Annotated in this window: 19 protein-coding genes; 14 read left to right on the top strand and 5 right to left on the bottom strand. The window is 67.8% G+C overall.

The window, feature by feature from the left end; genetic code table 11:
- Position 1 precedes the first annotated feature (1 nt).
- On the bottom strand, positions 2-1,255 hold the full coding sequence (locus F0U60_RS07520) for a PEGA domain-containing protein (protein WP_395815878.1): 1,254 nt from the start codon (positions 1,253-1,255) through the stop codon (positions 2-4).
- Positions 1,256-1,320: 65 nt separating this feature from the next.
- Entirely contained in the window at positions 1,321-2,484 is a 1,164-nt protein-coding gene (locus F0U60_RS07515; RefSeq protein WP_395815876.1) for a M20 family metallopeptidase, read from the bottom strand.
- 195 nt (positions 2,485-2,679) lie between these two features.
- Between F0U60_RS07515 and F0U60_RS07510 the strand changes: the two genes are divergently transcribed.
- The 3 genes from F0U60_RS07510 (at position 2,680) to F0U60_RS07500 (ending at position 5,797) form a co-directional block, all read left to right on the top strand.
- Positions 2,680-3,114, top strand: coding sequence for a host attachment protein (locus F0U60_RS07510; protein ID WP_395815874.1), 435 nt, complete (start codon positions 2,680-2,682; stop codon positions 3,112-3,114).
- A gap of 173 nt (positions 3,115-3,287) precedes the next feature.
- Entirely contained in the window at positions 3,288-5,186 is a 1,899-nt protein-coding gene (locus tag F0U60_RS07505; protein ID WP_395815872.1) for a methyl-accepting chemotaxis protein, read from the top strand.
- Between the two features lie 8 nt (positions 5,187-5,194).
- On the top strand, positions 5,195-5,797 hold the full coding sequence (locus F0U60_RS07500) for an HAD family hydrolase (protein ID WP_395815870.1): 603 nt from the start codon (positions 5,195-5,197) through the stop codon (positions 5,795-5,797).
- 6 nt (positions 5,798-5,803) lie between these two features.
- Here the strand turns inward: F0U60_RS07500 and F0U60_RS07495 are convergent, their stop codons facing one another.
- The gene (locus tag F0U60_RS07495) at positions 5,804-6,454 is read right to left on the bottom strand and encodes a glutathione S-transferase family protein (RefSeq protein ID WP_395815868.1); all 651 of its coding nucleotides are present in this window, start codon (positions 6,452-6,454) and stop codon (positions 5,804-5,806) included.
- 36 nt (positions 6,455-6,490) lie between these two features.
- A complete protein-coding gene (locus F0U60_RS07490; protein WP_395825121.1) occupies positions 6,491-7,093 on the bottom strand; it encodes an adenylate/guanylate cyclase domain-containing protein in 603 nt (200 codons plus the stop codon).
- 292 nt (positions 7,094-7,385) lie between these two features.
- On the opposite strand from F0U60_RS07490, the gene F0U60_RS07485 reads away from it, so the two are divergent.
- A complete protein-coding gene (locus tag F0U60_RS07485; RefSeq protein WP_395815866.1) occupies positions 7,386-7,784 on the top strand; it encodes a hypothetical protein in 399 nt (132 codons plus the stop codon).
- Between the two features lie 77 nt (positions 7,785-7,861).
- Positions 7,862-8,401: an OsmC family protein gene (locus F0U60_RS07480; RefSeq protein ID WP_395815864.1), complete on the top strand. Its 540-nt coding sequence runs from the start codon at positions 7,862-7,864 to the stop codon at positions 8,399-8,401.
- A 60-nt stretch (positions 8,402-8,461) separates the two neighbouring features.
- Here F0U60_RS07480 and F0U60_RS07475 read toward each other — a convergent pair whose 3' ends face one another.
- Positions 8,462-10,456 carry a S46 family peptidase gene (locus F0U60_RS07475; RefSeq protein WP_395815862.1) on the bottom strand — a complete coding sequence of 665 codons (1,995 nt, stop codon included), beginning with the start codon at positions 10,454-10,456 and terminating at the stop codon, positions 8,462-8,464.
- A gap of 199 nt (positions 10,457-10,655) precedes the next feature.
- Here F0U60_RS07475 and F0U60_RS07470 point away from each other — a divergent pair, with 199 nt between their 5' ends.
- From F0U60_RS07470 to F0U60_RS07430, 9 genes are all read left to right on the top strand, one after another.
- Entirely contained in the window at positions 10,656-11,792 is a 1,137-nt protein-coding gene (locus F0U60_RS07470) for an esterase/lipase family protein (RefSeq protein ID WP_395815860.1), read from the top strand.
- Between the two features lie 36 nt (positions 11,793-11,828).
- On the top strand, positions 11,829-12,560 hold the full coding sequence (locus F0U60_RS07465) for an esterase/lipase family protein (protein ID WP_395815858.1): 732 nt from the start codon (positions 11,829-11,831) through the stop codon (positions 12,558-12,560).
- 156 nt (positions 12,561-12,716) lie between these two features.
- A complete protein-coding gene (dps, locus tag F0U60_RS07460; protein ID WP_395815856.1) occupies positions 12,717-13,271 on the top strand; it encodes a DNA starvation/stationary phase protection protein Dps in 555 nt (184 codons plus the stop codon).
- A gap of 85 nt (positions 13,272-13,356) precedes the next feature.
- Positions 13,357-14,220, top strand: coding sequence for an SDR family oxidoreductase (locus F0U60_RS07455; protein WP_395815854.1), 864 nt, complete (start codon positions 13,357-13,359; stop codon positions 14,218-14,220).
- Between the two features lie 93 nt (positions 14,221-14,313).
- Entirely contained in the window at positions 14,314-19,701 is a 5,388-nt protein-coding gene (locus F0U60_RS07450; protein ID WP_395815852.1) for an AAA family ATPase, read from the top strand.
- 95 nt (positions 19,702-19,796) lie between these two features.
- Positions 19,797-20,273 (top strand): hypothetical protein, encoded by a 477-nt coding sequence (locus F0U60_RS07445; RefSeq protein ID WP_395815850.1) that lies wholly within the window; start codon positions 19,797-19,799, stop codon positions 20,271-20,273.
- On the top strand, positions 20,270-20,818 hold the full coding sequence (locus tag F0U60_RS07440) for an inorganic diphosphatase (protein ID WP_395815848.1): 549 nt from the start codon (positions 20,270-20,272) through the stop codon (positions 20,816-20,818). Before F0U60_RS07445 ends, F0U60_RS07440 begins: the two co-directional genes overlap by 4 nt.
- Positions 20,819-20,833: 15 nt before the next feature.
- Positions 20,834-21,724: a CHAD domain-containing protein gene (locus F0U60_RS07435; protein WP_395815846.1), complete on the top strand. Its 891-nt coding sequence runs from the start codon at positions 20,834-20,836 to the stop codon at positions 21,722-21,724.
- Between the two features lie 149 nt (positions 21,725-21,873).
- Positions 21,874-23,124, top strand: coding sequence for an Hsp70 family protein (locus tag F0U60_RS07430; protein ID WP_395815844.1), 1,251 nt, complete (start codon positions 21,874-21,876; stop codon positions 23,122-23,124).
- The last annotated feature ends 12 nt before the right edge of the window (positions 23,125-23,136 follow it).

Raw genomic sequence — 23,136 nt, 5'->3', positions numbered from 1 at the left:
TTCAGAAGCTCCCGCCAAGCACAAAGTGGAGGGCCGTGCTGCTGGTGCCCGTCCCGCTGGAAACGGGGGCCACCGTGGAGGACGCCGGCGTCGAGCGCTGCGGGACAATGAGGAGCCACAGCAGGCTGCCGCCGGCCACCGCGCCGCCTCCCGCCATCAGCGCCGTGGAAAGCATCGACTGCTGACGGGCGGCCAGGTAGTCCTTCCGGGAGATGTCCATCACGCCATCCCCGTTCGCGTCCTGCGCCTTGCCCTGAAGGCCCATGCCGAGCGCCACGCCCGCGCCCGCCGCCGCCAGGCCCAGCACCGTGGTGTAGAGGGCGGGACGGCTGAAGATGGAGGGGCCGCTGGAGGACTTGCGCCGGGACTTCTTCGCGCTCGCCACCGCGTCCGAGGGAGGGCCTTCCGGCGCGGGGCCGTTGAGCTCCAGCCGCACGGACACCTCCTGCGTCTCACCCGAGGCGAGCGTCAGCGTCTTCGTATAGGTGGAGTATTCGTCAGCCTCCACGATGAGCTGCACCTCACCGGGCGGCAGCTTCGCCTCGACGTTGCCCACGCCCAACATGCGCTCGCCCACGCGCACCACCGCCTGGGACACGTTGCAGGACACCTTCAGCAGGGCGCGCGGCCTGGCCAGCTCCGTCACCCGCTTCGACAGCACGGCGCCCGCCTCGCGGATGAAGTTGCTGTCGTTGGGCTTGCGGCCCGTCACCACGTCCGTCTCCACCACGCCCCGGTCCCGGTCGTACGTCCACAGCCGCAACGTCCAGCCCTCGTCCTCGAGCGCCAGGCGCGCCGTGGTGAGCAGGTCCGCGTCGAGCGTGTCCGCGGGCCCGCTCAAGCACGAGGACTCCTGGCAGCGCAGGGCGGACGCGTAGTCCGACTCCAGCTGCTGCCGGACCTCGGCCGTCTCCGCGGCCCTCACCACTCGGCCGGTGCGAAAGGCCTGTGCCTGCAACCAGCCCACCCACCGCTTCGCCACCGCGGCGCCGGCGCGCTCGGGCGTGTCGAGGCCCACCAGCGCGAAGCGCGGCTGCAGATCCGCACCGGCGCTGCCTCCGCTCAAATCCAGGCCCAGGTTGCCGGAGTCCTGCGCGGCATCCTCACTACTGGCGTCCTGGGACTGCTCATTGGGGGTCTGGGTGTTCGAATCACCACCCGAGAGGTCGAGCCCGAGGCCCTCCTGGGCTCTGGCCGGGCCAGCGGCCAGCGCAAGCGCCAGCAGGCCGGCCACACACACGACAGGAGTACGCATGGGCCCTGTTCTACCCTGAACAGAGCCTGCTGCGGAGCACTCGTGCGGTCATTCCGCGCGGGAGGTCATCCTGCTCGGGAAGCGAGGTAGCGCACCAGGGCTTGAGCCTTGGGGATCAAAGTATCCACCTCGATGAACTCATCCACCGTGTGGAAGCCCTTGCCCCGAGGGCCCAGGCCGTCGATGGACGGAATCCCCATGGAGGACGAGGTGCTGGCATCCGAGCCCCCGCCCACCAGCGCCGCCTCGCCGTGGCCCAGCCCCGAGGCATGTGCGCACGTGCCGTAGGCGGCCATCAGCGCCGCGGAGGCCTCGGTGCGCTCCAGGGGCTCGCGTGCCACACCTCCACTCACCTCGATGCGAGTGCCAGGAACGCCGGCCGCGGCCTCCTCGGCCGCCTGACGGAAGCGCCGCACCAGCTCCTCGCCGTCCGCACGGGTGCAGAAGCGCAGGTCCACCTCCGCCACGCCGTGGTCCGGCACGGTGTTCTTGCCCTGGCCTCCCGTCACCTTGCCCACGTTGACGGTGATGCCGCGCGGGTAGTCGGTGAACTGCTGCACCCGGTCCACGAAGCGAGCGAGCGCCCAGAGCGCATTGGCGCCCTCCTGGTGGGCATTGCCCGCGTGGGCGGCCTTTCCATGCGCCACCGCCGTGGCCATGCCCGTGCCCTTGCGTCGGGTGATGATGGCGTCCCCGGCCCGGCCGGACTCGAAGACGAGACAGGCGCCCGCTCCAGCAATGGCCCGACGGATGACATCGGCACCCTCGGGCGAGCCCACCTCCTCGTCCGACACCACCACCAGGCGCAGCGGGGGCAGCCGCTCCAGTCCGCCCGAAGCCGCGAGCGCCTTGAGGGCCCAGGTGATGACGACGAGCCCGCCCTTCATGTCCAGCACGCCCGGGCCGCGCCGCAGCGCCCCGTCGCGCCGGTAGCCCTCGAACTTGCCCGGGGGAAACACCGTGTCCAGGTGGCCCACCAGCGCCACCGGCTCCAGCCCCGCCTTCCCTTGCGAACGGAAGACGAGGTGGTCCGCGTACCGCTTGCTCTGCACCACCTCGGCCTGGAGGCCGGGCATGGTCAGCTGCTCGCGCAGCAGGGCGCCGACCTTACGGCCGCCCTCCGCGTTCTCCGTCCAGGAGTTCACCTCCACCAGCGCGGCGAGCGCTTCCTCCATCTCCCCCAGCCTGCCCACCAGCCAGCTGGCCGCCGCTTCACCCATCTCGCGCATCGTCCTTGGCCTCCCACCGAAAAGCTTCACCCCCGGGGTGCATCCCCGGTTGCAACCCGGGCATACGTCAGGCCCCCGGCTCCAGGGAAGGTGCCCCGGCGCCCGCTCGCCCGGCGCACCAGCGAAGGCCGCCCAGGGGAAGGAAGCTTGCCGGGGCCGGTGGGGGTCCGCACCTCAAGCTCAGGAGGATGAACGATGGCGGACGCGCTGTGGATATTGGTGGCCAATGGGAGCCGGGCCAAGCTCTTCGCGACGGATGAGCGGGCCGAGAGGTGGGAGTTGCGCGAGGAGTTCCTTCACGAGGAGAGCCGCTCCATGTCCCGGCAGCTGCTCAACCAGCCGGACAACCCCAACGCGGGCTCCCTGCACAAACCCCAACCCGAGAATCAGCCCGATGCGCGCCAGCAGCTGGAGCATGATCGCTTCGCCCGCGAGCTCTCCGCGCGCTTGGAGCGGGGCCTCAACGACCATGCCTACGACAGGCTGGTGATCGCCGCTCCGCCGGGGTTCCTCGGCCTGCTGCGCAAGCTCATCAGCCCGCGCGTGCACCAGCGGCTCATGCTGGACATGCGGGCCGACTACGTGAACGTGCCCGAGCGCGAGCTGCCCGAGCGCATCCCGCTCTCCTAGGTAGGGAGGCGGGCAGGCGAGGCTCATACGCAGTAGTTCCGGCTCCCACCTGTGCTCACCCGGAGATGTGACCGCTTCCGTCGGGCGCGCTCCGTGGTACAGGTGGGAGATGCGTCAGGTGGGGGACACTCCAGTCCTCTCACGCGGCGCCCTCGGGCGGACGTAACGGATTCATGAGACCTTTCCTGATCAGCGGAACCCTCAAGCTGCGTGGCCGCCTGACGCTGTACGTCACCCTGCTGGCCGTCGCGCCGCTGCTCCTCTCCACCTGGGTGGGCTCGAACACCACGCAGCAGATGATGCAGGAGCAGGTGCACGAGATGCTCCGCATCGAGGCCCAGGGCCTGAAGGACCTGGTGGAGGCCTCGCTGGTCGAGCGCGAAACGAGCGTGCGCAGCTGGGCCGAGGACACGCTGCTGCGCGAGGCGCTGCTCACGGGGAGCTACGAGCAGAGCGACGCGGTGCTCTCGCGGCTGCAGCTGCGCTACACCACCTTCACGGGGCTCGTGCTCTTCGACGAGTCGGGCCGGGCCGTCTCCGCGAGCACGCCCGCGCTGAAGGACTCCTTCCTGGGCCAGGACGCGGCGGTGCGTGACACCCCCTGGTTCAAGGCGGCGCAGCAGGGACGCTTCACCAGCGAGACGCTCACGGAGGAGGACCCTGTCTTCGGCATGCAGGTGCTGCACCTGGCGGCGCCGGTGATGGAGTCTCGGGGCGGGCGGCGACTGGGCGTGCTGCTGGCGGCATATGACTGGGGCCAGATAGGCGAGGTGGTGAAGACCGCGCTGGAGCGCGCCCGCAAGCGCAAGAACGAGAGCTTCGCCCTGGAGGTTCAAACTGCCTCGGGCAAAGTGCTCTTCGACTCGCGGGGCCAGGACGCGCGGAGCATCCGCAACGCCGTGGCCGTCGAGGCCCTCAACGGGGAGGAAATCAAAGACGTGGGAGACGGCTGGCGCTTCGTGGCGCTGTCGGATCCTGAAGAGGTCTACGCCACGCTCCACAAGCTGCGCACCGGCACCGTGGCGGCGGTGATGGGCGTGGTGGCGCTGGCGGCCCTGGCCGCCTTCCTGCTGGCGCGCGGCATCACCCTGCCCATCACCCGGCTCAACCAGGCGGTGCGCCGCATCGTGCAGGAGGGAGACCTCACCCAGAAGTTCGACGTGCGCACCAAGGACGAGGTGGGTGAGCTGGCCGAGTCCTTCCTCCAGATGGTGGGCAACCTGCGCGAGACGACCGAAAGCCTGCAGCGCGGCACGCGCGTGCTCACCGACACCGTGGCCGAGCTCACGCGCGCCGCCGAGCAGCAGGAGAGCAACATCACCCGTCAGGCGGCGGCGCTGCAGGAGACGCAGGTGACGGCGCAGGAGATCAAGCAGACGTCGATGGTGGCCGCGGAGCGAGCCGGCGCGGTGCTCCAGGTGGCCTCGCGGGCCGAGGAGCTGGGCCAGGGCGGCGCGCTCGCGCTCACCGAGAGCATGAGCGGCTTCCAGACGCTGAGCGAGCAGGTGGACGACATGGCCCAGCAGATCAGCCGGCTCAACGAGCGCGCCCAGCGGATTGGTGGCATCACCCAGACGGTGAAGGGGCTGGCGGACCGCTCCAACATGCTGGCGCTCAACGCCGCCATCGAGGCGGTGCGCTCCGGCGAGCACGGCAAGGGCTTCGCCATCGTGGCCAAGGAGATTCGCACCCTGGCCAACCAGTCCATCCAGTCCACCGCCCAGGTGGGCACCCTGCTCGAGGACATCACCGAGGCCATCCTCCGGACGGTGGAGCTCAGCGAGCAGGGACAGGCGCGGATGGAGGCGGGCATGGTCCAGGCTCGCACCAGCGCCGACAGCATCCGTGCCCTGAGCAGCATCGTGCAGGACAACATGAACGCGGTGAGGCAGATCGCCAGCGCCGTGAGTCAGCAGAACGCGGGCATTGAGGAGATCTTCAACGCCATGACGGATCTCTCCACCATGATGCACGACACCATGGTGGGACTGCAGGCTTCCCAACGCGTCACCGAGGCGCTACGGGAGGTGGCCTCGCAAATGGAGCAGGTGGCGCGCAGCTACCGGGTATAACCACTGCCATGACCTCTCCGCTCCGCGCCGTCATCCTCGATCTCGGCAACGTCCTGGTCTTCCACGACAACGGCCTGCTCTTCCGCAAGCTGGGAGCACGCGCGGGACTGTCGCCCACGGAGACAGAGAGTCGGCTGCTCGCCACGAGCTGGACACCGGCCAACCGAGGCCTGCTGGGGGCCGAGGGCCTGCGGCGAGAGATCTGCCGCTCGCTGGGGGTGGACCTGCCGATGGACGAGTTCAACGCCCTGTGGAACTGCCACTTCACCGTGCACGAGGCGGTGCTGCCCCGGGTGGAGGGGCTGGTGGGGCGGGTGAAGCTGGTGCTGCTGTCCAACACCAACGTGCTGCACGCGGCCTACCTGCGGCCCCTGCTGCCGGTGTTGGAGCGCTTCGACAGCCTGGTGCTCAGCTGCGAGGTGGGCCACGTGAAGCCGGAGCCCGCCATCTACAAGGAGGCGCTCGCGCGCGCGGGCTGTGCCCCCGAGGAGGCCGCCTTCTTCGACGACGTGAACGAGTACGTCCAGGCCGCGAACGCGCTGGGCATGCGCGGCCACCTCTTCACCACCGCCCAGTCCTTCGACGCGCAGCTCAAGGCGCTGGGCCTGTAGGAGCGCCTACTTCTCGTAGCGCGCCACGGGCGGCTCGTTGCGGGCAGCCTCCGTCCAGGCCTTCAGCGCCGGCAGGGCCAGCACCGCGTCCCGGTAGGCGACGCACACCGCGTCCAGCTCCACGTCATAGGTGACGAAGCGCGTGACGACGGGCGCGTAGAAGGCGTCCGCGATGGAGAAGGCGCCGAAGAGGAACGGTCCGCCCTGCCCGAAGCGCGCGCGGCACTCCTTCCACAGCGAGGTGATGCGCGCGATGTCCTCGGCGACGCCGGGAGCACGGCCCTCCCCGGGCCGGCGGGCGCGGATGTTCATCCCCATGTTGTTGCGCAGGTTGGCGAAGCTCGAGTGCATCTCCGCGGAGACGGAGCGCGCGATGGCGCGAGCGGCCGGCGCCTCGGGCCACAGCTTCGCCTGGGGGAACTGCTCGGCCAGGTACTCGCAGATGGCCAGCGAGTCCCAGATGACGAGGTCCCCGTGCAGCAGCGCAGGCACCCGGCCGCTGGGCGAGTACTTCGTGATGTTCGCGGCGGTGTCCGGCTTGTCCAACTGCACCACCACCTCGCGGAAGGGCTGCCCGGTGTGGGCGAGCGCGAGATAGGGCCGCAGCGACCAGGAGGAGTAGTTCTTCGAGCCGACGACGAGGGTGAGTTCTTTCATGGGGGCGCACCTTAGCGCCCCCACTCCGAGGAGTGCTCAGCTCCGGGAGTTGCCTCTGTGCAATAGCCCGCGCAGGCGTGACATCCACGAGCGGCGGCGCCGACGCACGGGCGGATCAATGCGGTAGACGGGCACCGGCAGGCGGATGTTCTTCAAGTCGCTCCGGCCGAGCCGCACCACAGGCGCCAGCACCTGGCTGCGCACCTGCCGCACCACGGGCTCGCTGACATAGAGGGAACCGGGCCGGGCGAGCGACTCCAGCCGCGCGGCCAGGTTCACGCCCTCGCCAAAGATGTCTCCGTCGCGGTGCACCACCGAGCCCAGGTGGATGCCGATGCGCAGCTCCACCCGGCGCGAGGACGGCACGCACTCGTTGCGCGCGCACAGCGCCGACTGCAACTCCAGCGCACACGCCACCGCCGGCAGCGCCTCGTCAAACTCGACGAGGAAGCCGTCCTCCAGCCTCTTGATTTCGCGTCCTCCATGTCCAGACAGCAGACCGCGCACGAGCCTCCCATGCTCTTCGCGCAGCTCGTTGTTGAGCGCCTCGTCCCGCCGGGCTTCGGGGCTGAGCCCCACCATGTCCGTGAACATGATGGTTGCTACTTTCCTGGGTTCCGGTTGCGGTACCTCCGCCATCATCAACGCGTCTCCTTCCCCCCCGACCAGACAGATGCGAATGTTACCCGACCGATACTCGCTTGGTCTCCAGACCCCCCAGCCTGGCAAGCGGGTGAAACCCGGGCCGCCTTGAGCCCGGTCGGGACGAGGCGCCCGACACCTACGCCTCAACCCCACCTTTTGACTGCGATGAAAGTAATTCATCCCTAACGCAATGCACAACGAGGGGTGGGCTCATGACCCGGGAATGCGTCGGAGATGTGACATTTCAGTGACACGACTGTCCGCCTGTTACTGTTGAGTCCCGCCCATGTCCGCGCCCGAGGAAGAACAGGATGAACACGCCCCGCTCTGGCCACCGCTGCTGCTGACGCTGGGCGTGTTGGTGCTCGCCATCGAGGCGCGGCACCAGAAGCTGGCGCTCACCGCGCTGGCCACGTTCGTGTTGCTGCCCACGGTGTGGCGAGTGCTGAAGCGCCGGTGGGTGCGCGGAGACGTGATTCGAGGGCTCGGCATGGGGTTCATCGCCAGCCATGTGCCGCTGCTGCTCGGCGCGTGCACCACGCTGAATCGGCCCGAGTGCCGTATCCACGTGTGCATGGATGGCGTGCTCGCGGGAGCGCCCTACGTGCCCTGGGCTGGGGTGTTGGGCACCCTCCTGTATTGGGCTTGGACTCGGAGTCCGGGCGCGGGCCATCACTCTCCGTGAGAGCGCGGAGCGTCGCTTGCGGCACCTGACAACGCCGACCTAGCGTCAGGGCCCTTCGACCCCGCTGGGAGACCGCCATGGAGAACATCGGAAGCTGCTGCACGCTCGACCTCGACACCTTCCACAAAACGAAGGCGCACGTGTCCGCCAACCCGGAGGCCGGCAAGGGCCGCTTCGAGACGGTGACGGAGTGGCGCGATGGCGCCCAGGCGGTGACGCGGGCGCGCTCCTTCACGCTGGAGACCGACGAGCCCACGGCGCTGGGCGGCAAGGACCAGCACATTGACCCGATGGAGCTGCTGCTGGCGTCGCTGGGGACGTGCCTGACGATCGGCTGGGTGACGCAGGCGCGGATGCGCAACCTGGACTACCGCAACCTGCGCATCAAGGTGAGCGCGCCGTTCGACCTGCGCGGCTACCTCAACCTGGACCCGACGGTGCGCGCGGGCTTCTCCGAGCTTCAGTACACCGTCGAGGTGGACACCGACGCGGACGCGGCCACGCTGGAGGAGATCCGCAAGGCGGCGGAGAAGACCAGCCCGATGTTCGACAACATCCTCAACCCCACGGCCATCTCCGGCCGCGTGACGAAGCTGAGCGGCAACGTAGCGGCCTGACTCCCTCTCCCTCTGGGAGAGGGCCGGGGTGAGGGTCGTCCATCCCTCACCCCTGTCCCACTACTGCTGGTTGGCCCGCAGCTCCTTCACCAGCCGCGAAGCGCCGTAGATGTGCTCGAGGGCCCGCAGCAGCCCCTCGCCATGCACGGCCACAGCGCGGTTGGTCTCCGGCACATAGGCATAATCACCGCCGATCGACTGCAAGTTGCCGTCGAAGATAAGGCCCACCACACGCCCGTCGCGGTTCACCAGGGGCGAGCCCGAGTTACCGCCGATGATGTCGTTGGTGGTGGCCATGTTGAACGGCGTCTCGCCGGGCACCTTGCCCTGGGCCTTCATCCACGAGTCCGGGAGCCGGAAGGGCTCCTTGCCCGTGTGGCGCGCGTAAGCACCGGCGAACGTCGTCAGCGGCGGCACCTGCCGGCCGTTCTGCTCCCAGCCCTTCACCACGCCGTAGTTGAGGCGCAGGGTGAAGGTGGCGTCCGGGTAGCCCGAGGTGCCATAAACCGCCAGCCGAGCCTGCGCGAGCAGCTCGCCATTCTTGTTCAGCACGGACTCCACCGTGTCCTCGTAGCGCTTGCGCACCTCACGCGCCTGCGCGTCCACCCGGCGGGCCAGGAGGATCATCGGATCCTTCGACGCCTCCACCGCGGCCTTGCCGCCCTCGAGCAGCCGCTGGCGCTCCTTCACGTCGAAGAGCTTCGTGCCCTTCACCAGCACGCGGGCCAGCTCCTCTGGAGCCTCGCGGCCGAGCACCGTCTGGACGAAGGGATCATCCGCGCCCAGCGTCTCGCGCAGCTTGTTGAAGCCGAACGTCATCGAAAGGATTTCGTACTCCGGGGTGATGGGAGCCTCGCGAAGCAGCTGCTGGCGCAGCGCCGGGAGCTGACCCTCGGTGTACTCGCGCAACCGCTCCGTGTTGGGCTTGGGCCGCTCGTCGGCCGCGCGCACGAGGTGTCGTGCGATGTCGAAGAGCTCCGAGGCGAAGCCGTAACCGACCTCTTCCAGCCGGTACTCGGCCACCAGGGGGCGGTAGGCGTCCAAGGCGCGGGCGATGGCATCCCAGGCACCCGCGTGCTCCTTCAGCTTCGGGTCCGCGGCCACCTTGGCGCGCAGCTCCGCCTCGGCCTTGCGCTTGCTGGCGAGCAGCGAGGGCTCGGCCAGGGCCTGATGCCGCCCCCTCAGCCCCTTCAGCGCGTTCTCCACCGAGCGAAGCCTGGCGCGCGTGGTGCGGAAGCGCTCCGGCGAGGAGGAGGCGTACTCGCGCAACAGGCCCCGCCGCTCCGCCATGTAGAGCAGCGAGAACGGGAGCGACACGTCCCGCTCGAACTCCAGCTGCGCCACGGTGCTCTGGCGGTCCGTGGCACCCGGGTGGCCGGAGACGAAGACCAGGTCCCCCTCCTTCGCACCGTCCTTCGCCCAGGGCAGGTAGTCCTCGGTCTTCAGCGGCTGGCCGTTGGCGTCCCACACACGCAGGAAGGCCGCATCCAGACCGAAGCGCGGGAAGTTGAAGTTGTCCGGGTCCCCACCGAAGGCGGCCATGGAGAACTCGGGCGCGAAGGCCAGGCGCACGTCCTGGAAGCGGCGGTACTTGTAGAGCTGGTACTTGCCGCCGTTGAAGAGCGTCACCACATCACAGCGCAGCTCTGGCCCGGTGGCACACTCGCTCTCGATCTTCGACATCTCCGCCTTGAGGGCGGTGTTGAAGGCAGGGCCGCTCAGGCCCTTGGTGACGCCCTGGAGGCGCGCGGTGACGTCCGTCATCGCCACGAGCTGGTTGGCCTCCACCTTGGGACAGCGCAGCTCGTCCTTCAGCTCCTTCGCGAGGAAGCCGGTGGCCAGGTAGTCACGCTTGGAGGAGGACAGGTCCTGCACGCAGGAGCGAATGCAGTGGTGGTTGGTCATCACCAGGCCATCCGGCGACACGAAGCTCGCCGAGCACCCGCCCGCCAGCCGGACCGAGGACAGCCGCATGCGATCCAACCAGGCCTGCGAGGGCTCGAAGCCGTAGGCGGCCTTCACGGCCTCGCGGGGAAAGGCGTCATAGGTCCACATGCCCTCCTCCGCGGCGGCGGGAAGGGTCCAAAGGAAACCAAGAGCAAGCAATCGTCGCACGAGCGAGCATTCCTTCCGGTTTTGAGGAGAAAGGCGGGTGCCCGTTCTTGCCTGGGAGTGAAGCGACGTCAACCCGAGCGGACGGAAGGATGCACGTGGGGCTTGAGTTGGAAGCCGAGACCCCGGAAGGTTGGGAAGAATGGCGACGAAGCACCACATCTATTTGGTCCCCGGCTTCTTCGGCTTCGCCAACCTGGGAGAGCTGCTCTACTTCGGGCACGTGCGCGACTACTTCGTGGCGGAGATGGCGCGCCGCGGCGTGGAAGTTGAGGTGGTCCAGGTGCTCTCGCACCCCACCGGCTCCATCCGGACGCGCGCAGCAGATCTCTTCAAGGCCATCGAGGCCAGCGGAGCCAAGGACGACGACGGCCCCATCCACCTCATCGGCCACTCCACGGGAGGACTGGACTCGAGACTCTTCGTCAGTCCGAATGTCTCGCTGGGTGAAGGCATCGACGTGGAGCCCTACGCCCGCCGGGTGCGTACGGTGGTGACGGTGTCCACCCCGCATGCGGGCACGCCGCTGGCGTCCTTCTTCCTGGGACTCTTCGGGCAGAAGCTGCTGCAGCTGCTGTCGCTCTTCACCGTGTACGTGCTGCGCTTCGGGCGACTGCCGCTGACGGTGGCCTTCCGGCTCGGGAGCCTGCTGACGCGCTGGGACGAGCAGCTCGGGTTCCGCCCCACCATCCTGGACCAGCTCTTCGAGCAGCTCCTGGGAGACTTCTCCGTCGAGCGCCGGGAGGAGCTGGTCCGCTTCCTGGGCGACGTGGGCAACGACGCCTCGCTCGTCCCCCAGCTCACGCCCGAGGGCATCGACCTCTTCAACGCGAGCACCCATGATCGACCCGGGGTGCGCTACGGCTCGGTCATCACCCAGGCCCGGCCGCCGTCGTTCCGCGCACGCTTGAGCGCGGGGCTGGACCCCTACGCCCAGCTCACACACACCGTGTACTCGTTCCTCTACGGGCGTACCCAGAACATGCCCCTCACGGCGATTCCCCTGCACACGCCGGCGCAGATGGCGGCGCTGGTGGAGGCCTACGGGGCGATGCCGGGCCCGCAGGCGTGTGATGGCATCGTCCCGACGCGCTCACAGGTGTACGGGCGGGTGCTAGCGGCGGTCCGCGCGGACCACCTGGACGCCATCGGCCACTTCGACCAGCCAGCGCACCGGCCCCCGCACGTGGACTGGCTCATCTCGGGCTCCGGTTTCCGCCGGCTCCAGTTCGAGCGCCTGTGGAGCACGGTGGTGGATTTCGTCCTGCTGGAGACCTGATACACAACGGGCCCAGCCGTCGACCTGGAGTCCCGCATGTCCCCCTCTCTCCGTGACCTCACTCCGCCTGCTCGCCGGGCTTCGCGGGCGCTCGTGCTGGCGCTGCTCGCTGTCGTGACGGGCTGTGCCAGCGTGCCCGAGGCCCGTCCCACGCCACAGCCTGAGCACGTGCCCGTGCTGTTCGTGCACGGCACCGACGAAACACCGGGCTCCTTCTTCGCGATGAGGGATGCGTTCGAGGAGGCGGGGTGGCCGAAGGAGCGACTCCACGCGGTGCGGCTGCACCCCAACAACGGCCAGCTGCCCATCGAGGTCATGGCCTATCAGATCCGCCGCGCGGCGGAGGGCCTGCGCAAGCGCACCGGCGCCGAGCGCATCGACGTGGTGGCGTTCAGCCAGGGGACGCTGTCCTCGCGCTACTGGATGCAGGAGCTGGGAGGCCAGCCCCGCGTGCGTCGCTTCGTCTCCATCTCCGGGCCGCACCACGGCACGAGGGCGGCATACCTGAAAGCGGACCCCGCACTGGTCCAGATGCGCCCGGACAGCGACTTCCTGCGCGAGCTGAACCGCCGCGAGAACCCGTTCGGCGACACCGAGGTCTTCTCCTTCTGGACGCCGCTCGACAGCACCGTGGTCCCCGCCGACAGCGCGCGCCTGCCCGGCGCCACCGAGCGCACCTTCTTCGTACTCGCGCACCAGCTGATGCTGACCAACCCGGCTGTCATCTCCGCGACCGTGGAGGCGCTGGCGAAGAACTCGCCCCCGTAGCCCGCAGCAAGGGCTTGGTTGGTTGGCCCCTATCCTGCCTGGGCCCGCCGGTCCTTCGGGCGGACCCGCCCCGGGTTGGCGCGAGCCCCATTCGTCCCCACCGTCTACGACGAGACTGCCCACGGTCCTGCCGTGCGGAACCATGACGAGGGACGTATGACCACGAAGTTCCCCAGCCATATCAACCTGGCACGAGAAGTCCGCGAGGAGCTCGTCGAGCTGCTCAACACCTGCCTGGCCACTGCGATCGACCTGCACTGGCAGGTGAAGCAGGCCCACTGGAACATCCGTGGCCGCGACTTCATCAGCCGCCACGAGCTCTTCGACGATATCGCCGACCATGTGCGCAAGCATGCCGATGACTTCGCCGAGCGCGCAGGCAACTTGGGCGGCTACGCCGAGGGCACCATCCGTCTGGCCGCCAAGAACAGCGAGCTCGAGGAGTACGACCTGAACGCGGTGAACGGCGATGACCACGTCCGTGCGCTCGTGGACCGCGTCTCCAACTACGCCTCCGTCGTTCGCGCGGGCATCGCTCGCTGCGACGAGGTGGAAGAACCGGTCACCTCGGATCTGCTCACCCGCATCCTCGGCGAGGTGGAGCAGGACCTGTGGTTCCTGGAGAGCCACCTGTACGGCTCGGCCACTACCGGACGCGAGGAGGTCGCTCCCTCCATCATCCGCGAGGATCGCCCCTCCCCTATCGCCTGACCCGCTCCCGGCCCGCTCGCCCCAGCATGCGCGCGGACCTCCCGGCGGATTATAGAGGGCCCTCGTTTCTGGAGGGCCATATCGGATGACGTCGGGATACATGCAAGAGAAGGTCTGCCTCATCACTGGAGCAACCTCGGGGCTCGGGCTGGAGTCGGCACGAGCGCTCGCGAGCCAGGGGGCCACGGTGGTGCTCTCTGGACGTGACAAGGGCCGCGGCGAGGCCGCGCTCGCGGAGGTGCGCCGTACCGTCCCCAACGCGAAGCTGGACCTGATGCTCGCGGATCTCACGTCCCTCACCTCCGTGCGCAAGCTCGCGGAGGACTTCCAACGCAAGTACTCGCGGCTGGACGTGCTGCTCAACAACGCGGGCCTCATCATCGATCGGCGCAAGGTCACGCCGGACGGCTTCGAGGCCACCTTCGCCACCAACCACCTCGCGCACTTCCTGCTGACGAACCTGCTCCTGGACCTGCTCAAGTCCAGCGGCGCCTCCCGCGTGGTGAACGTCTCCTCAGAGGCCCACCGCATGGGCTCGCTCAACTTCCTGGATGACCTGCAGGCCGAGCGGGGCGGCTACAGCGGCACGCGGGCTTACGGCAATTCGAAGCTGGCCAACATCCTCTTCACGCGGGGTTTGAAGCGGCGGCTGGAAGGCACGAAGGTGACCACCAACAGCCTGCACCCAGGCGTCGTACGCTCCGGCTTCGGTCTCAACTCCGAGGGCCTCTTCAAACACCTGGTGAAGCTGGCCGCGCCCTTCATGCTGTCAGCCGAGGACGGCGCACGTACTTCCGTGTACCTGGCCGCCTCGCCCGAGGTGGAGGGCGTCAGCGGCAGGTACTTCATCAAGAGGAAGGTGGCGAAGGAATCCAAGGCCGCCCAGAGCGACGAGGCCGCGGAGAAGCTCTGGCAGAAGAGCACCGAGCTGACGGGAGTGGGAAGATGATCGACCTGTAAATGTTCACCTCTCCCAACGGGTGAAGAGCGCGGTGGTACCATCGCTGTCTTCGCCGCTCGAGCGCTGGGGGAGCAAGGGCCGATGAATCCAATCGCGGGGTATTCAGTCAGGGAGACGCTGTTCACCAGCGCGAAATCGCTTATCTATCGAGCGACCCGAACTGCCGATGCGCGGCCGGTCATCCTCAAGGTCCTGAACACGGAGTTCCCCAGCACCGAGCAGGTTGCCCGGCTTCATCGCGAGTACCGGCTGACGCGGGAGCTCGCGATGGAAGGCATCATCGAGGTTCTCGCCCTGGAGCGGTTCGGCACGAGCGTGGCGATCGTTCTCGAGGACTTCGGCGCGGAGTCCCTGGTCCGCATCCTGAAGGGCCGCCCCATGGAGCTCCCGCGCTTCCTGGAGCTGGCGCTTCGGCTCGCGGAGTTCCTGGGGCGTGTCCACCGGCGCCATGTCATTCACAAGGACATCAACCCCTCCAACATCATCTGGAACCCGAGCACCGACGAGCTCAAGCTCATCGACTTCGGTATCGCGACAGAGCTGTCTCACGAGGCACCAGCTGTCTTTGGCCCGAAGGGGCTCGAAGGCTCACTCCCCTATGTGTCCCCGGAAGCGACGGGCCGCATGAACCGGTCCATCGACTACCGCACCGACTTCTACTCGCTTGGGGTCACATTCTATGAGCTCCTCACCGGGCAGCTCCCCTTCACGGCGACCGATCCGATGGAGCTCGTGCACTGCCACATCGCCCGTGTGCCGGTGCCCCCACGCGAGCTCGTGCCTGGAATTCCGGCCGTCGTTTCCGACATCGTGCTGCGCCTGATGTCGAAGCGGGCAGAGGACCGCTACCAGAGTGCCTTCACGCTCGTCAGGGACCTCCGGCGATGTCTCGAGGAGCTGCGGGCAACGGGCACCATCTCCTCCTTCGAGCTCGGGCGCGGAGACATCTCCGAGCGCTTGCAGCTCCCGCAGAAACTCTACGGGCGCCAGCGCGAGAGCGAACAGCTCCTCGCGATCTTCGATCGTGTGGCCGAAGGCAGGGCGGAGCTCGTCCTCGTGGCCGGCTACTCGGGCATCGGGAAAAGCGCGCTCGTCCACGAGGTGCACAGGCCGATCGCCAAACGCCGTGGATACTTCATCTCTGGCAAGTTCGATCAGCTCAGCCGGAACATCCCCTATGAATCCCTCATCCAGGCCATCCAGGAGCTCGTCCGGCAGCTCCTCTCCGAGCCCGCGGAGCGGCTCGCACACTGGAGGGAGAAGCTCCTGGACGCGTTGGGCCCGAATGCCTCGGTGATCATCGATGTGATCTCCGAGGTGGAGTTCATCGTCGGGCCGCAGCCAAAAGCTCCCGAGCTGCCCCCCCTCGAAGCGCAGAACCGCTTCAGACGTGTCTTCGAGAGGTTCGTCCGCACCTTCGCGGGGCCGGAACACCCGCTCGTGGTGTTCCTCGACGATCTCCAGTGGGCCGACCTGCCGTCCCTCGAGCTGCTCGAGCAGCTCCTGACCGACGCGAGCATGAAGCACCTGCTCCTGATCGGCGCCTATCGCGACAACGAAATCGACGCGGCGCATCCACTCTTCGCGACACTCGCGGGACTGGACAGCGCCGGCGCAATCACGAGCACGATCTCCCTGGGTCCGCTCGAACGAGCGCACTGCATCGAGTTCCTGGCCGACACGCTGAACCGCGCTCCCGCGGACGTCGAGCCGCTCGCGGACATCTGCCTTCGGAAGACGGCTGGCAACCCCTTCTTCATGGGTCAGTTCCTGCTCTCCCTCTACAAGGAGGGGATGATCCGCTTCGACAGCCAGGCGGGCGGCTGGACGTGGGACATGGACCGGATCCCTCACTCTCCGATGACCGACAACGTCGTCGCGCTGATGGAGTCGAAAATCCAAAAGCTTCCGGAGGAAGCCCAGCGCGTCATCAAGCTGGCGGCCTGTATTGGGAATACCTTCGAATTGAAGACCCTTGCCCTCGTCGAGGCGGGGACCCCCCAGCAGTTGGCAGACTCGCTCTGGGCAGGGCTGCGCGAGGGACTGCTCCTGCCATTGGGGGACGCATACAAGTTCATAGAGGATCACTCCGCCGCCGCGGATTTCGTCATGGAGCGCAAGGACACGGGCGCGCAAGCCGCCTCGGAGACCAGGGCCGCCTACCGGTTCCTGCACGATCGCGTGCAGCAGGCGGCCCGCTCACTGCTTCCCAACCTGGAGCGGTGCGAGATCCACCTGCGCATCGGCCGGCTGATGCGCTCGGGGCTCAACCCCGCGGAGCAGGACGAGGCCCTCTTCACCATCGTGGGCCACCTCAACCTCGGTTCGGAACTGCTCGGCCAGCAAGAGGAACGGGACGAGCTCGCGGCGCTCAATCTCGCCGCAGGGCGAAAGGCACAGTCCTCGGCCGCGCATGTCGCCGCACTGGGCTACTTCGAGGCGGGGCTCTCGCTCCTCGGAGAAGAGCGTTGGACGCGTCGCTACGAACTCGCGCTCCAGCTGCATACCCAGGCCGCTGAGGCGAGCTTCCTAAGCCGGAACTTCCAGCGGATGGAGCATCACGCTAGCGAAGTGCTCGCGCACGCCCATGGACTGCTCGATCAGTGCAAGGTCTATGAAGTGAGGAGCCTTGCCTTCATCATCCAGAACCGGCTCGAGGATGCGGTCCTGACCCTCCGACAGAGCCTGGCGTTGCTCGGCGTCGAATTTCCGGCGCAACCAACCCAGGAGGACATAATCGCCGCGCTCGTCGATGTCGGGTCCGCCATTGGGGATTATCCCATCGAAGAGCTCATCGAGCTGCCTCCGATGACAGATCCCGTGAAGCTGGCGGTGATGCGCCTGCTGGCGATCCTCTCCTCCGCCGCATACGTCGCCGCGCCGCCGCTCTTCCCACTTGTCGTACTCCGCGAGCTCACGCTCGTGGCGAAGTACGGCAACACCGGGGCGCTGGCATACGGCTATGCCATGTACGGCCTCATCCTCGTTGGAGCCGTCGGGGACATCGACTCCGCCTACGCGTTCGGGAAGCTGGCCCTCCGTGTCCTCGAGCGCTACGAGGCCCGCGAGTACGCAGTGCGTACGCTCTTCATCTGGAACATGCTGAGCGGGCACTGGAAGACGCACATCCGCGAGAGCCTCCGCGGCCTCGAGGAAGTCCACCGGATGGCACTGGAGTTGGGGGATCCCGAGTTCGCCGGGTGGGCAGCGAACTGGCATGTGATCAACGCCTTCTTCATGGGGCAGCAACTCGCCGAGCTCGACCGGCGCACCGGTGTCTGGCTCCAGGCCATCATCCAATGCAAACAGGAGAGCGCTCGCTATTACACGCTGATCTTGCACCAGACGATACAGAACCTGCGGGGACTGTCCGAGGAGCCCTGTAGGCTCGTCGGGGCGGTGTACGACGAAGAGAAGATGTTGCCGCTCCACCTCGCGGCGAACGATGCATTCGGTCTGGCTTCGCTCGCTCTCTACAAGCTCCAGCTCTGTGTCTTGTTCGGACGTCATGCCGAGGCGCTCGAACACTCGGTGGTCGTCGATCGTCTCGTGGGAGCGGTGACGTCCAACGTCCGCCTGCCGATCTTCATCTTCTTCGATGCACTCGCGCGCCTGGGGCTCTACGCCAAGGTGACCCCCGAGGAGCGCGAACGCATGTTCAAGCGCGTGAATGAAGGCGTGGCGAAGATGAAGGCCTGGGCCGGACATTCACCGATGAACTACGGGGCGAAGCATGCGCTGCTGCTGGCTGAGCGCCACCGGGTGCTCGGCGAAACGGAGTCGGCCCGGGCGGAGTACTACCGGGCCATCGACCTGGCCCGGGAGCACGAGTTCCGCAATGACGAAGCCCTCGCAACAGAGCTCTTCGCCTCGTTCCTGCGCGAGCGCGGGGAGCAGGAGGTCGCGTTGCTCTTCATGACCAAGGCGCGCCACCTCTACCATCTGTGGGGCGCTGAGGCGAAGGTGCGGGAGTTGGATCACACCTTCCCGGAGCTGCTCGCCAGGGTGACTCGCGGGAGTGGGGAATCCCGTACACCGAGCTCCACGGAGAGCACGACCACCCAGGACTCCCACTCCTCGCAGGCGCTCGATCTCGTGAGCGTGCTCAAGGCCTCGCAGGCCATCTCGGGCGAGGTGGTGCTCACCCAGCTCCTCGAGAAGCTGGTGCGAATCGTCGTCGAGAACGCCGGGGCACGCTGGGGCCTGCTCGTGCTTCAAGGGGAGCGTCCCCTTGTCGCGGTAGCGGAGAGCTCACCTGGAGCCAAGGTGGGAAAAGTCTCGCTTCACGAGAGCACTGAGCAGGTCCCGGTTGAGTTCTCACGAGCGATCATCCGCTACGTGGAGCGCACACACGAGGTGGTGGTGCTCGGCGATGCGTCCGAGGCGGGAGCCTTCCAGTTGGAAGCCAACGTGTTGGCACGGCGACCGAAGTCGGTGCTGTGTATGCCAATTCTCCACCAGAAGAAGCGCGTGGGCATCCTCTACCTGGAGAACGAGCTGCTGGCGAACGCCTTCACACCGGAGCGCTGCGAAGTGCTCGAGCTGCTCGCCGCGCAGGCCGCCATCTCGCTGGAAAACGCCAAGCTCTACGACACGCTCGATGCACGGGTGAAGGAACGGACGCAGGAGCTCTCCGAAGCACTCCAACGCCTGCGGGAGACCCAGAAGCAGCTCGTCCTCCAGGAAAAGCTCGCGGCACTCGGCAGCCTGACCTCGGGGATCGCACACGAAATCAAGAACCCGCTCAACTTCGTGAACAACTTCGCTGAATCCACGGTGACACTGGTCTCCGAGCTCCAAGAGGAAATCCACCTCCAACGAGCCAGGCCGACAAAGGTGGGCGCCGAGGCCGTGGACCAACTCCTCGGTGAGTTGTCGATCGCCGCGAAGAAGATCTCCGAACACAGCGGGCGTGCGGACCGAATCATCCGCGCGATGCTCGATCACGCCCGGAGCGGTGTTGGGGTGGCCCGGAGGGTGGACATCAACGCTCTCGTGCAAGAGCACGTGAATCTCGCGATGGTTGGCCATGACGCGCGAAAGGGAGCCCTCGTGCTCGCGGCCACGCTTCACGCGGACTATGACGAGGCGCTCGGGAGCGAAGTCATCGTTCCAGAGGAGCTCGGGCGCGTCATCCTTAACCTCCTCAACAACACCCTCTACACACTCGAGCTCAAGAAGAGGAGGCTGGGGGATGCCTTCACTCCGATTCTCGAGGTGAAGACCCGGAGCCTGGAGGATCGGTTCGAACTCCGCATCCGGGACAATGGAGAAGGGATTCAGGCGGCGCAGAAGGACAAGATCTTCACCCCCTTCTTCACCACCAAACCCCCAGGAGAGGGAACCGGGCTCGGCCTGTCGATCAGCCACGACATCGTCGTGCAGGGCCACGGCGGGTCCCTGGTCTTCACGTCCGAGGAGGGCGAGTTCACGGAGTTCGTGATGACGCTGCCGAAGCGCACGAGCTGATTCATGGCCTGCCAGGGCCCCTCGCCTTCCCACCAGACAAGCATCCACCGTGAGTCCGGTATACGGTGGTCCGGGTGCCTAGCTTGAGGGGCACCATGAGTGAGCTCGTTTCCCAGCCCCGCGGATTCCTCCAGTCGCTCGGCCCCGGCTTCGTGGGCGCCGCCTCCCTCACGCTCGTCCACCAAGGCGCGCGCGCCTTGCTCAAACACCCGCCGCGCATGGACGTGCTCGGTATGCGCTCGCTGAAGAAGCTCTCCCGCTGGCTCGGCCGGAGCCCGGCCCATGGCCGAGAGCTGTACCAGCAGAGCCTCATCGGCGACCTGGTGAGCAACACCCTCTACTACGCCCTGGTCGCCATGGGCCGCCCGCGCCGCATCTACCTGCGAGGCGCCCTCCTCGGCGTGCTCGCGGGCGTCGGGGCCGTGGTGCTTCCGCCCTACCTCGGGCTCGGCGAGCGCCCCAGCCGCGCCAGACGCTCCACCGCGTTCCTCACCGTGGCCTGGTACACACTCGGAGGACTCGGTGCAGCGCGCGCCGCCAAGCGTTCGCTCCTGGCATCCGCCACGCCATGACCACGGACCTCACCCGCATTCCCCTGCGCGGCAAGGGTGGCGCCTTCCACGTCGTCGTCGAGTCACCCCAAGGCGCCACGGTGAAGCTCAAGTACGAGCCGGAACTCGGAGCCTTCACCGTGTCCAAGCCGCTGGTGCACGGGCTGCGCTACCCCTTTGACTGGGGCTTCGTCCCCAGCACCCTGGCTCCGGATGGAGACCCACTCGACGCGCTGGTGTACTGGGACCAGTCCACCTATCCCGGCGTGGTGCTCCCCTGTCGCGCGCTCGGCGTGCTGAAGGTGGACCAGAAGAAGAAGCGCGGCGGCGGCCGGGAGCGCAATGACCGGTTGCTCGTCGTTCCCATCATCGCGGCACGGGCGGAGAACCTGAACTCCCTCAAGGACCTGTCCCGCCGGGAGCGCGAGGAGCTGGAGCACTTCTTCACCGCCGCCGTCGCCTTCGCGGACAAGGACGTGCGCATCCTCGGCTGGGAGGGGCCGGAGGCCGCCGAGCGGATGGTCCAGGAGGCCGCCACCGAGTACGAGCAGAAGAACCGGCGTTAGAGTGAGGGAGGAGTCATGCCCCGCCCTACCCCCACCCGCGGTCTCGGACCCCGGAGCCGATTGTCGGAAGCCGCCCGCCGCCTGCTGGCCAGCCGGGTGGCGGACGTGCGCCACGAGGAGGACGCACTCGCCGAGGCGCTCACCGAGGACGGGGTCCACGACATGCGCGTGTCCACCCGCCGTCTGCGCGCGGCACTGAAGGTGTTCCGCGGCCTGGGCGACCTGGCACCGCTGGAGCAACAGGTGAAGAAGCTCCAGGACGCGCTCGGCGAGGTGCGCGACGTCCACGTGCAAGGGGCCTGGCTGAAGCAACTGGCCCGGAGGGAGAAGCCACCGAAGCGGGCCAGGCTGGAGGCCCTGCGCTCGAGGGTGGAGTCCCAGCTCGGCGCGAAGGAAAAGAAGCTGCGGCGCGAGCTGAAACGCTGGGGAGAGAAGACGGTGCCCGCGCTGCTGGACGAGGCCAGGCGGTTGAAAGGCCCTGGTCGCTACGGAGGCCAGCGCGTCCGCCGGCAGCTCCGCCGTCGACTGCGGAAGGTGGAGCAGCTCATGGAGGACTACTCGGCCGCTCCGGATGCCCTCACCGCCCACGAGCTCCGCAAGGACGTGAAGAAGCTCCGCTATGAGGCAGAGCTCTTCCGCCCCGCCATGCGCCGAAGGATGGAGGCCCTGCTGGAAGCGCTGGTGCCCCTCCAAGAATTGCTCGGAGAGCTGCACGACTCAGACGTGCGTCTGGAATTGCTCGAGGGCTTCGCCGCGGAGGGCACGGCCACTGAGCGCACTGCCGCGCGTGCACTGCTGGAACACGTACGCGAGGAGCGTGCCGGGCGCGCCGCTCGGACAGCTCGGGAGTTGCAACGCTGGCACGCGGAGCAACTCACCCGAGGCCTGCGTCACCTGCTGGAGTGAGCCCACCGGTCCCCCAGCAGGCCTACGTACGTTCGACGTGTTGGACGGCGAGCTTATGAGACCCAGACGCCGGCCCCCTGCCCGCCTGGCAGGAGCCCTGGATTCGATGCTCCCGAAGCAAGAGGGGATGTAGTAGAGGTCCGCCCCCCATGCCCGCCTGCGGACTCGACTTCGGAACCAGCAATACGGCCATCGCTCTCCCGGACGGGACGGTGCTCCCCATCTCGCCCGGCTACAGCGATCCGCGCCTCTATCGCTCCGTCATCTTCTTCCCCGAGGACGAGCGCGAGGTGTACACCGGCGCCCCCGCCATCACCCGCTACCTCGAGGACCACTCCGGCCGCTTCATCCAGTCGGTGAAGTCCTTCCTCCACAGCGCCTCCTTCCGCGCCACCCAGATTCGCGGCCGCACCTGGCTCATCGAGGACCTCGTCGCCCTGCTGCTGCGCCGCGTGCGTGACGCCGCCGCGTCTCAGATGGGCGAGGCCCCCGAGGCCGTGGTGCTCGGCCGCCCCGCTCTCTTCTCCCCCGACCCCGAGGCCGATGCGCTCGCCGAGCAGCGCCTGCGCCGCGCCGCGGAGATCGCCGGCTTCACCCACATCCAGTTCCTCATCGAGCCCATCGCCGCCGCGCTCTCCTACGAGTCCCAGCTCACCCGGGACGAGCTGGTCCTGGTGGCTGACTTCGGCGCCGGCACCACGGACCTCACGCTGATGCGGCTGGGGCCCTCGCGCCGCGGCAACCCGGACCGGCGCGCGGACGTGGTGGGCTCCACCGGCGTGCGCATCGGCGGTGACCGCTTCGACGCGGAGATCATGCGCCACAAGCTGCTGCCCCGCTTCGGCGCTGGCTCCACCTACAAAGTGAGAGGCTTCAGCGACAAGCGGCTGGCCGTGCCGCAGCACGTGATGTCCAAGCTGCTCTCCTGGCATGAGATGTCCTTCATCCGCGAGAAGTCCACCCAGGAGCTGCTGGAGCTGATGCTCGAGTCCAGCGACAAGCCCGCCGAGGCCGAGGCCCTGTATGACCTCGTCATGGACAACTTGGGCTACCGGCTCTTCCGAGCCATCGAGGCCGTGAAGGTGCAGCTCTCCTCGCGCGAGGAAGCCACGCTCGACTTCGACGAGGCCCGCATCCACCTGCACGAGCCCATCACCCGCGCCGAGTTCGAGACCGCCTCCGAGTCGCTCCTCACCGAGCTGCGCGAGGTGACCGAGGGACTGCTGAAGCGCTGCGAGGGCGCCGGTGAGGTGGATGCCGTCTTCCTCACCGGCGGCTCATCGCAGATTCCTGCTGTGCGCCGGCTCTACACCGAGCGCTTCGGCGAGGCGCGCGTGCGCACCCGGGACGCCTTCACCTCCGTGGCCGAGGGCCTCGGGCGGGCCGCGGCGTCCCTCTGAGCCCGCCGCGCC

This window comes from Archangium minus, assembly GCF_044360475.1.
Classification (GTDB): Bacteria; Myxococcota; Myxococcia; order Myxococcales; family Myxococcaceae; genus Archangium; species Archangium minus.
The sequence above is the reverse complement of the archived record's forward strand: the minus strand, read 5'-3'. Positions and strand labels throughout refer to the sequence as shown.

Excerpts from the sequence above, each read along its gene's own strand:
- F0U60_RS07515 (WP_395815876.1), bottom strand. The coding sequence starts at position 2,484 with ATGCGCGAGATGGGTGAAGCGGCGGCCAGCTGGCTGGTGGGCAGGCTG.
- dps (WP_395815856.1), top strand. The coding sequence starts at position 12,717 with ATGACCACGAAGTTCCCCAGCCATATCAACCTGGCACGAGAAGTCCGC.
- F0U60_RS07485 (WP_395815866.1), top strand. The coding sequence starts at position 7,386 with ATGTCCGCGCCCGAGGAAGAACAGGATGAACACGCCCCGCTCTGGCCA.
- F0U60_RS07510 (WP_395815874.1), top strand. The coding sequence starts at position 2,680 with ATGGCGGACGCGCTGTGGATATTGGTGGCCAATGGGAGCCGGGCCAAG.
- F0U60_RS07465 (WP_395815858.1), top strand. The coding sequence starts at position 11,829 with ATGTCCCCCTCTCTCCGTGACCTCACTCCGCCTGCTCGCCGGGCTTCG.
- F0U60_RS07450 (WP_395815852.1), top strand. The coding sequence starts at position 14,314 with ATGAATCCAATCGCGGGGTATTCAGTCAGGGAGACGCTGTTCACCAGC.
- F0U60_RS07500 (WP_395815870.1), top strand. The coding sequence starts at position 5,195 with ATGACCTCTCCGCTCCGCGCCGTCATCCTCGATCTCGGCAACGTCCTG.
- F0U60_RS07505 (WP_395815872.1), top strand. The coding sequence starts at position 3,288 with ATGAGACCTTTCCTGATCAGCGGAACCCTCAAGCTGCGTGGCCGCCTG.
- F0U60_RS07475 (WP_395815862.1), bottom strand. The coding sequence starts at position 10,456 with ATGTGGACCTATGACGCCTTTCCCCGCGAGGCCGTGAAGGCCGCCTAC.
- F0U60_RS07455 (WP_395815854.1), top strand. The coding sequence starts at position 13,357 with ATGACGTCGGGATACATGCAAGAGAAGGTCTGCCTCATCACTGGAGCA.
- F0U60_RS07490 (WP_395825121.1), bottom strand. The coding sequence starts at position 7,093 with ATGGCGGAGGTACCGCAACCGGAACCCAGGAAAGTAGCAACCATCATG.
- F0U60_RS07495 (WP_395815868.1), bottom strand. The coding sequence starts at position 6,454 with ATGAAAGAACTCACCCTCGTCGTCGGCTCGAAGAACTACTCCTCCTGG.
- F0U60_RS07445 (WP_395815850.1), top strand. The coding sequence starts at position 19,797 with ATGAGTGAGCTCGTTTCCCAGCCCCGCGGATTCCTCCAGTCGCTCGGC.
- F0U60_RS07430 (WP_395815844.1), top strand. The coding sequence starts at position 21,874 with ATGCCCGCCTGCGGACTCGACTTCGGAACCAGCAATACGGCCATCGCT.
- F0U60_RS07480 (WP_395815864.1), top strand. The coding sequence starts at position 7,862 with ATGGAGAACATCGGAAGCTGCTGCACGCTCGACCTCGACACCTTCCAC.
- F0U60_RS07520 (WP_395815878.1), bottom strand. The coding sequence starts at position 1,255 with ATGCGTACTCCTGTCGTGTGTGTGGCCGGCCTGCTGGCGCTTGCGCTG.
- F0U60_RS07470 (WP_395815860.1), top strand. The coding sequence starts at position 10,656 with ATGGCGACGAAGCACCACATCTATTTGGTCCCCGGCTTCTTCGGCTTC.
- F0U60_RS07440 (WP_395815848.1), top strand. The coding sequence starts at position 20,270 with ATGACCACGGACCTCACCCGCATTCCCCTGCGCGGCAAGGGTGGCGCC.
- F0U60_RS07435 (WP_395815846.1), top strand. The coding sequence starts at position 20,834 with ATGCCCCGCCCTACCCCCACCCGCGGTCTCGGACCCCGGAGCCGATTG.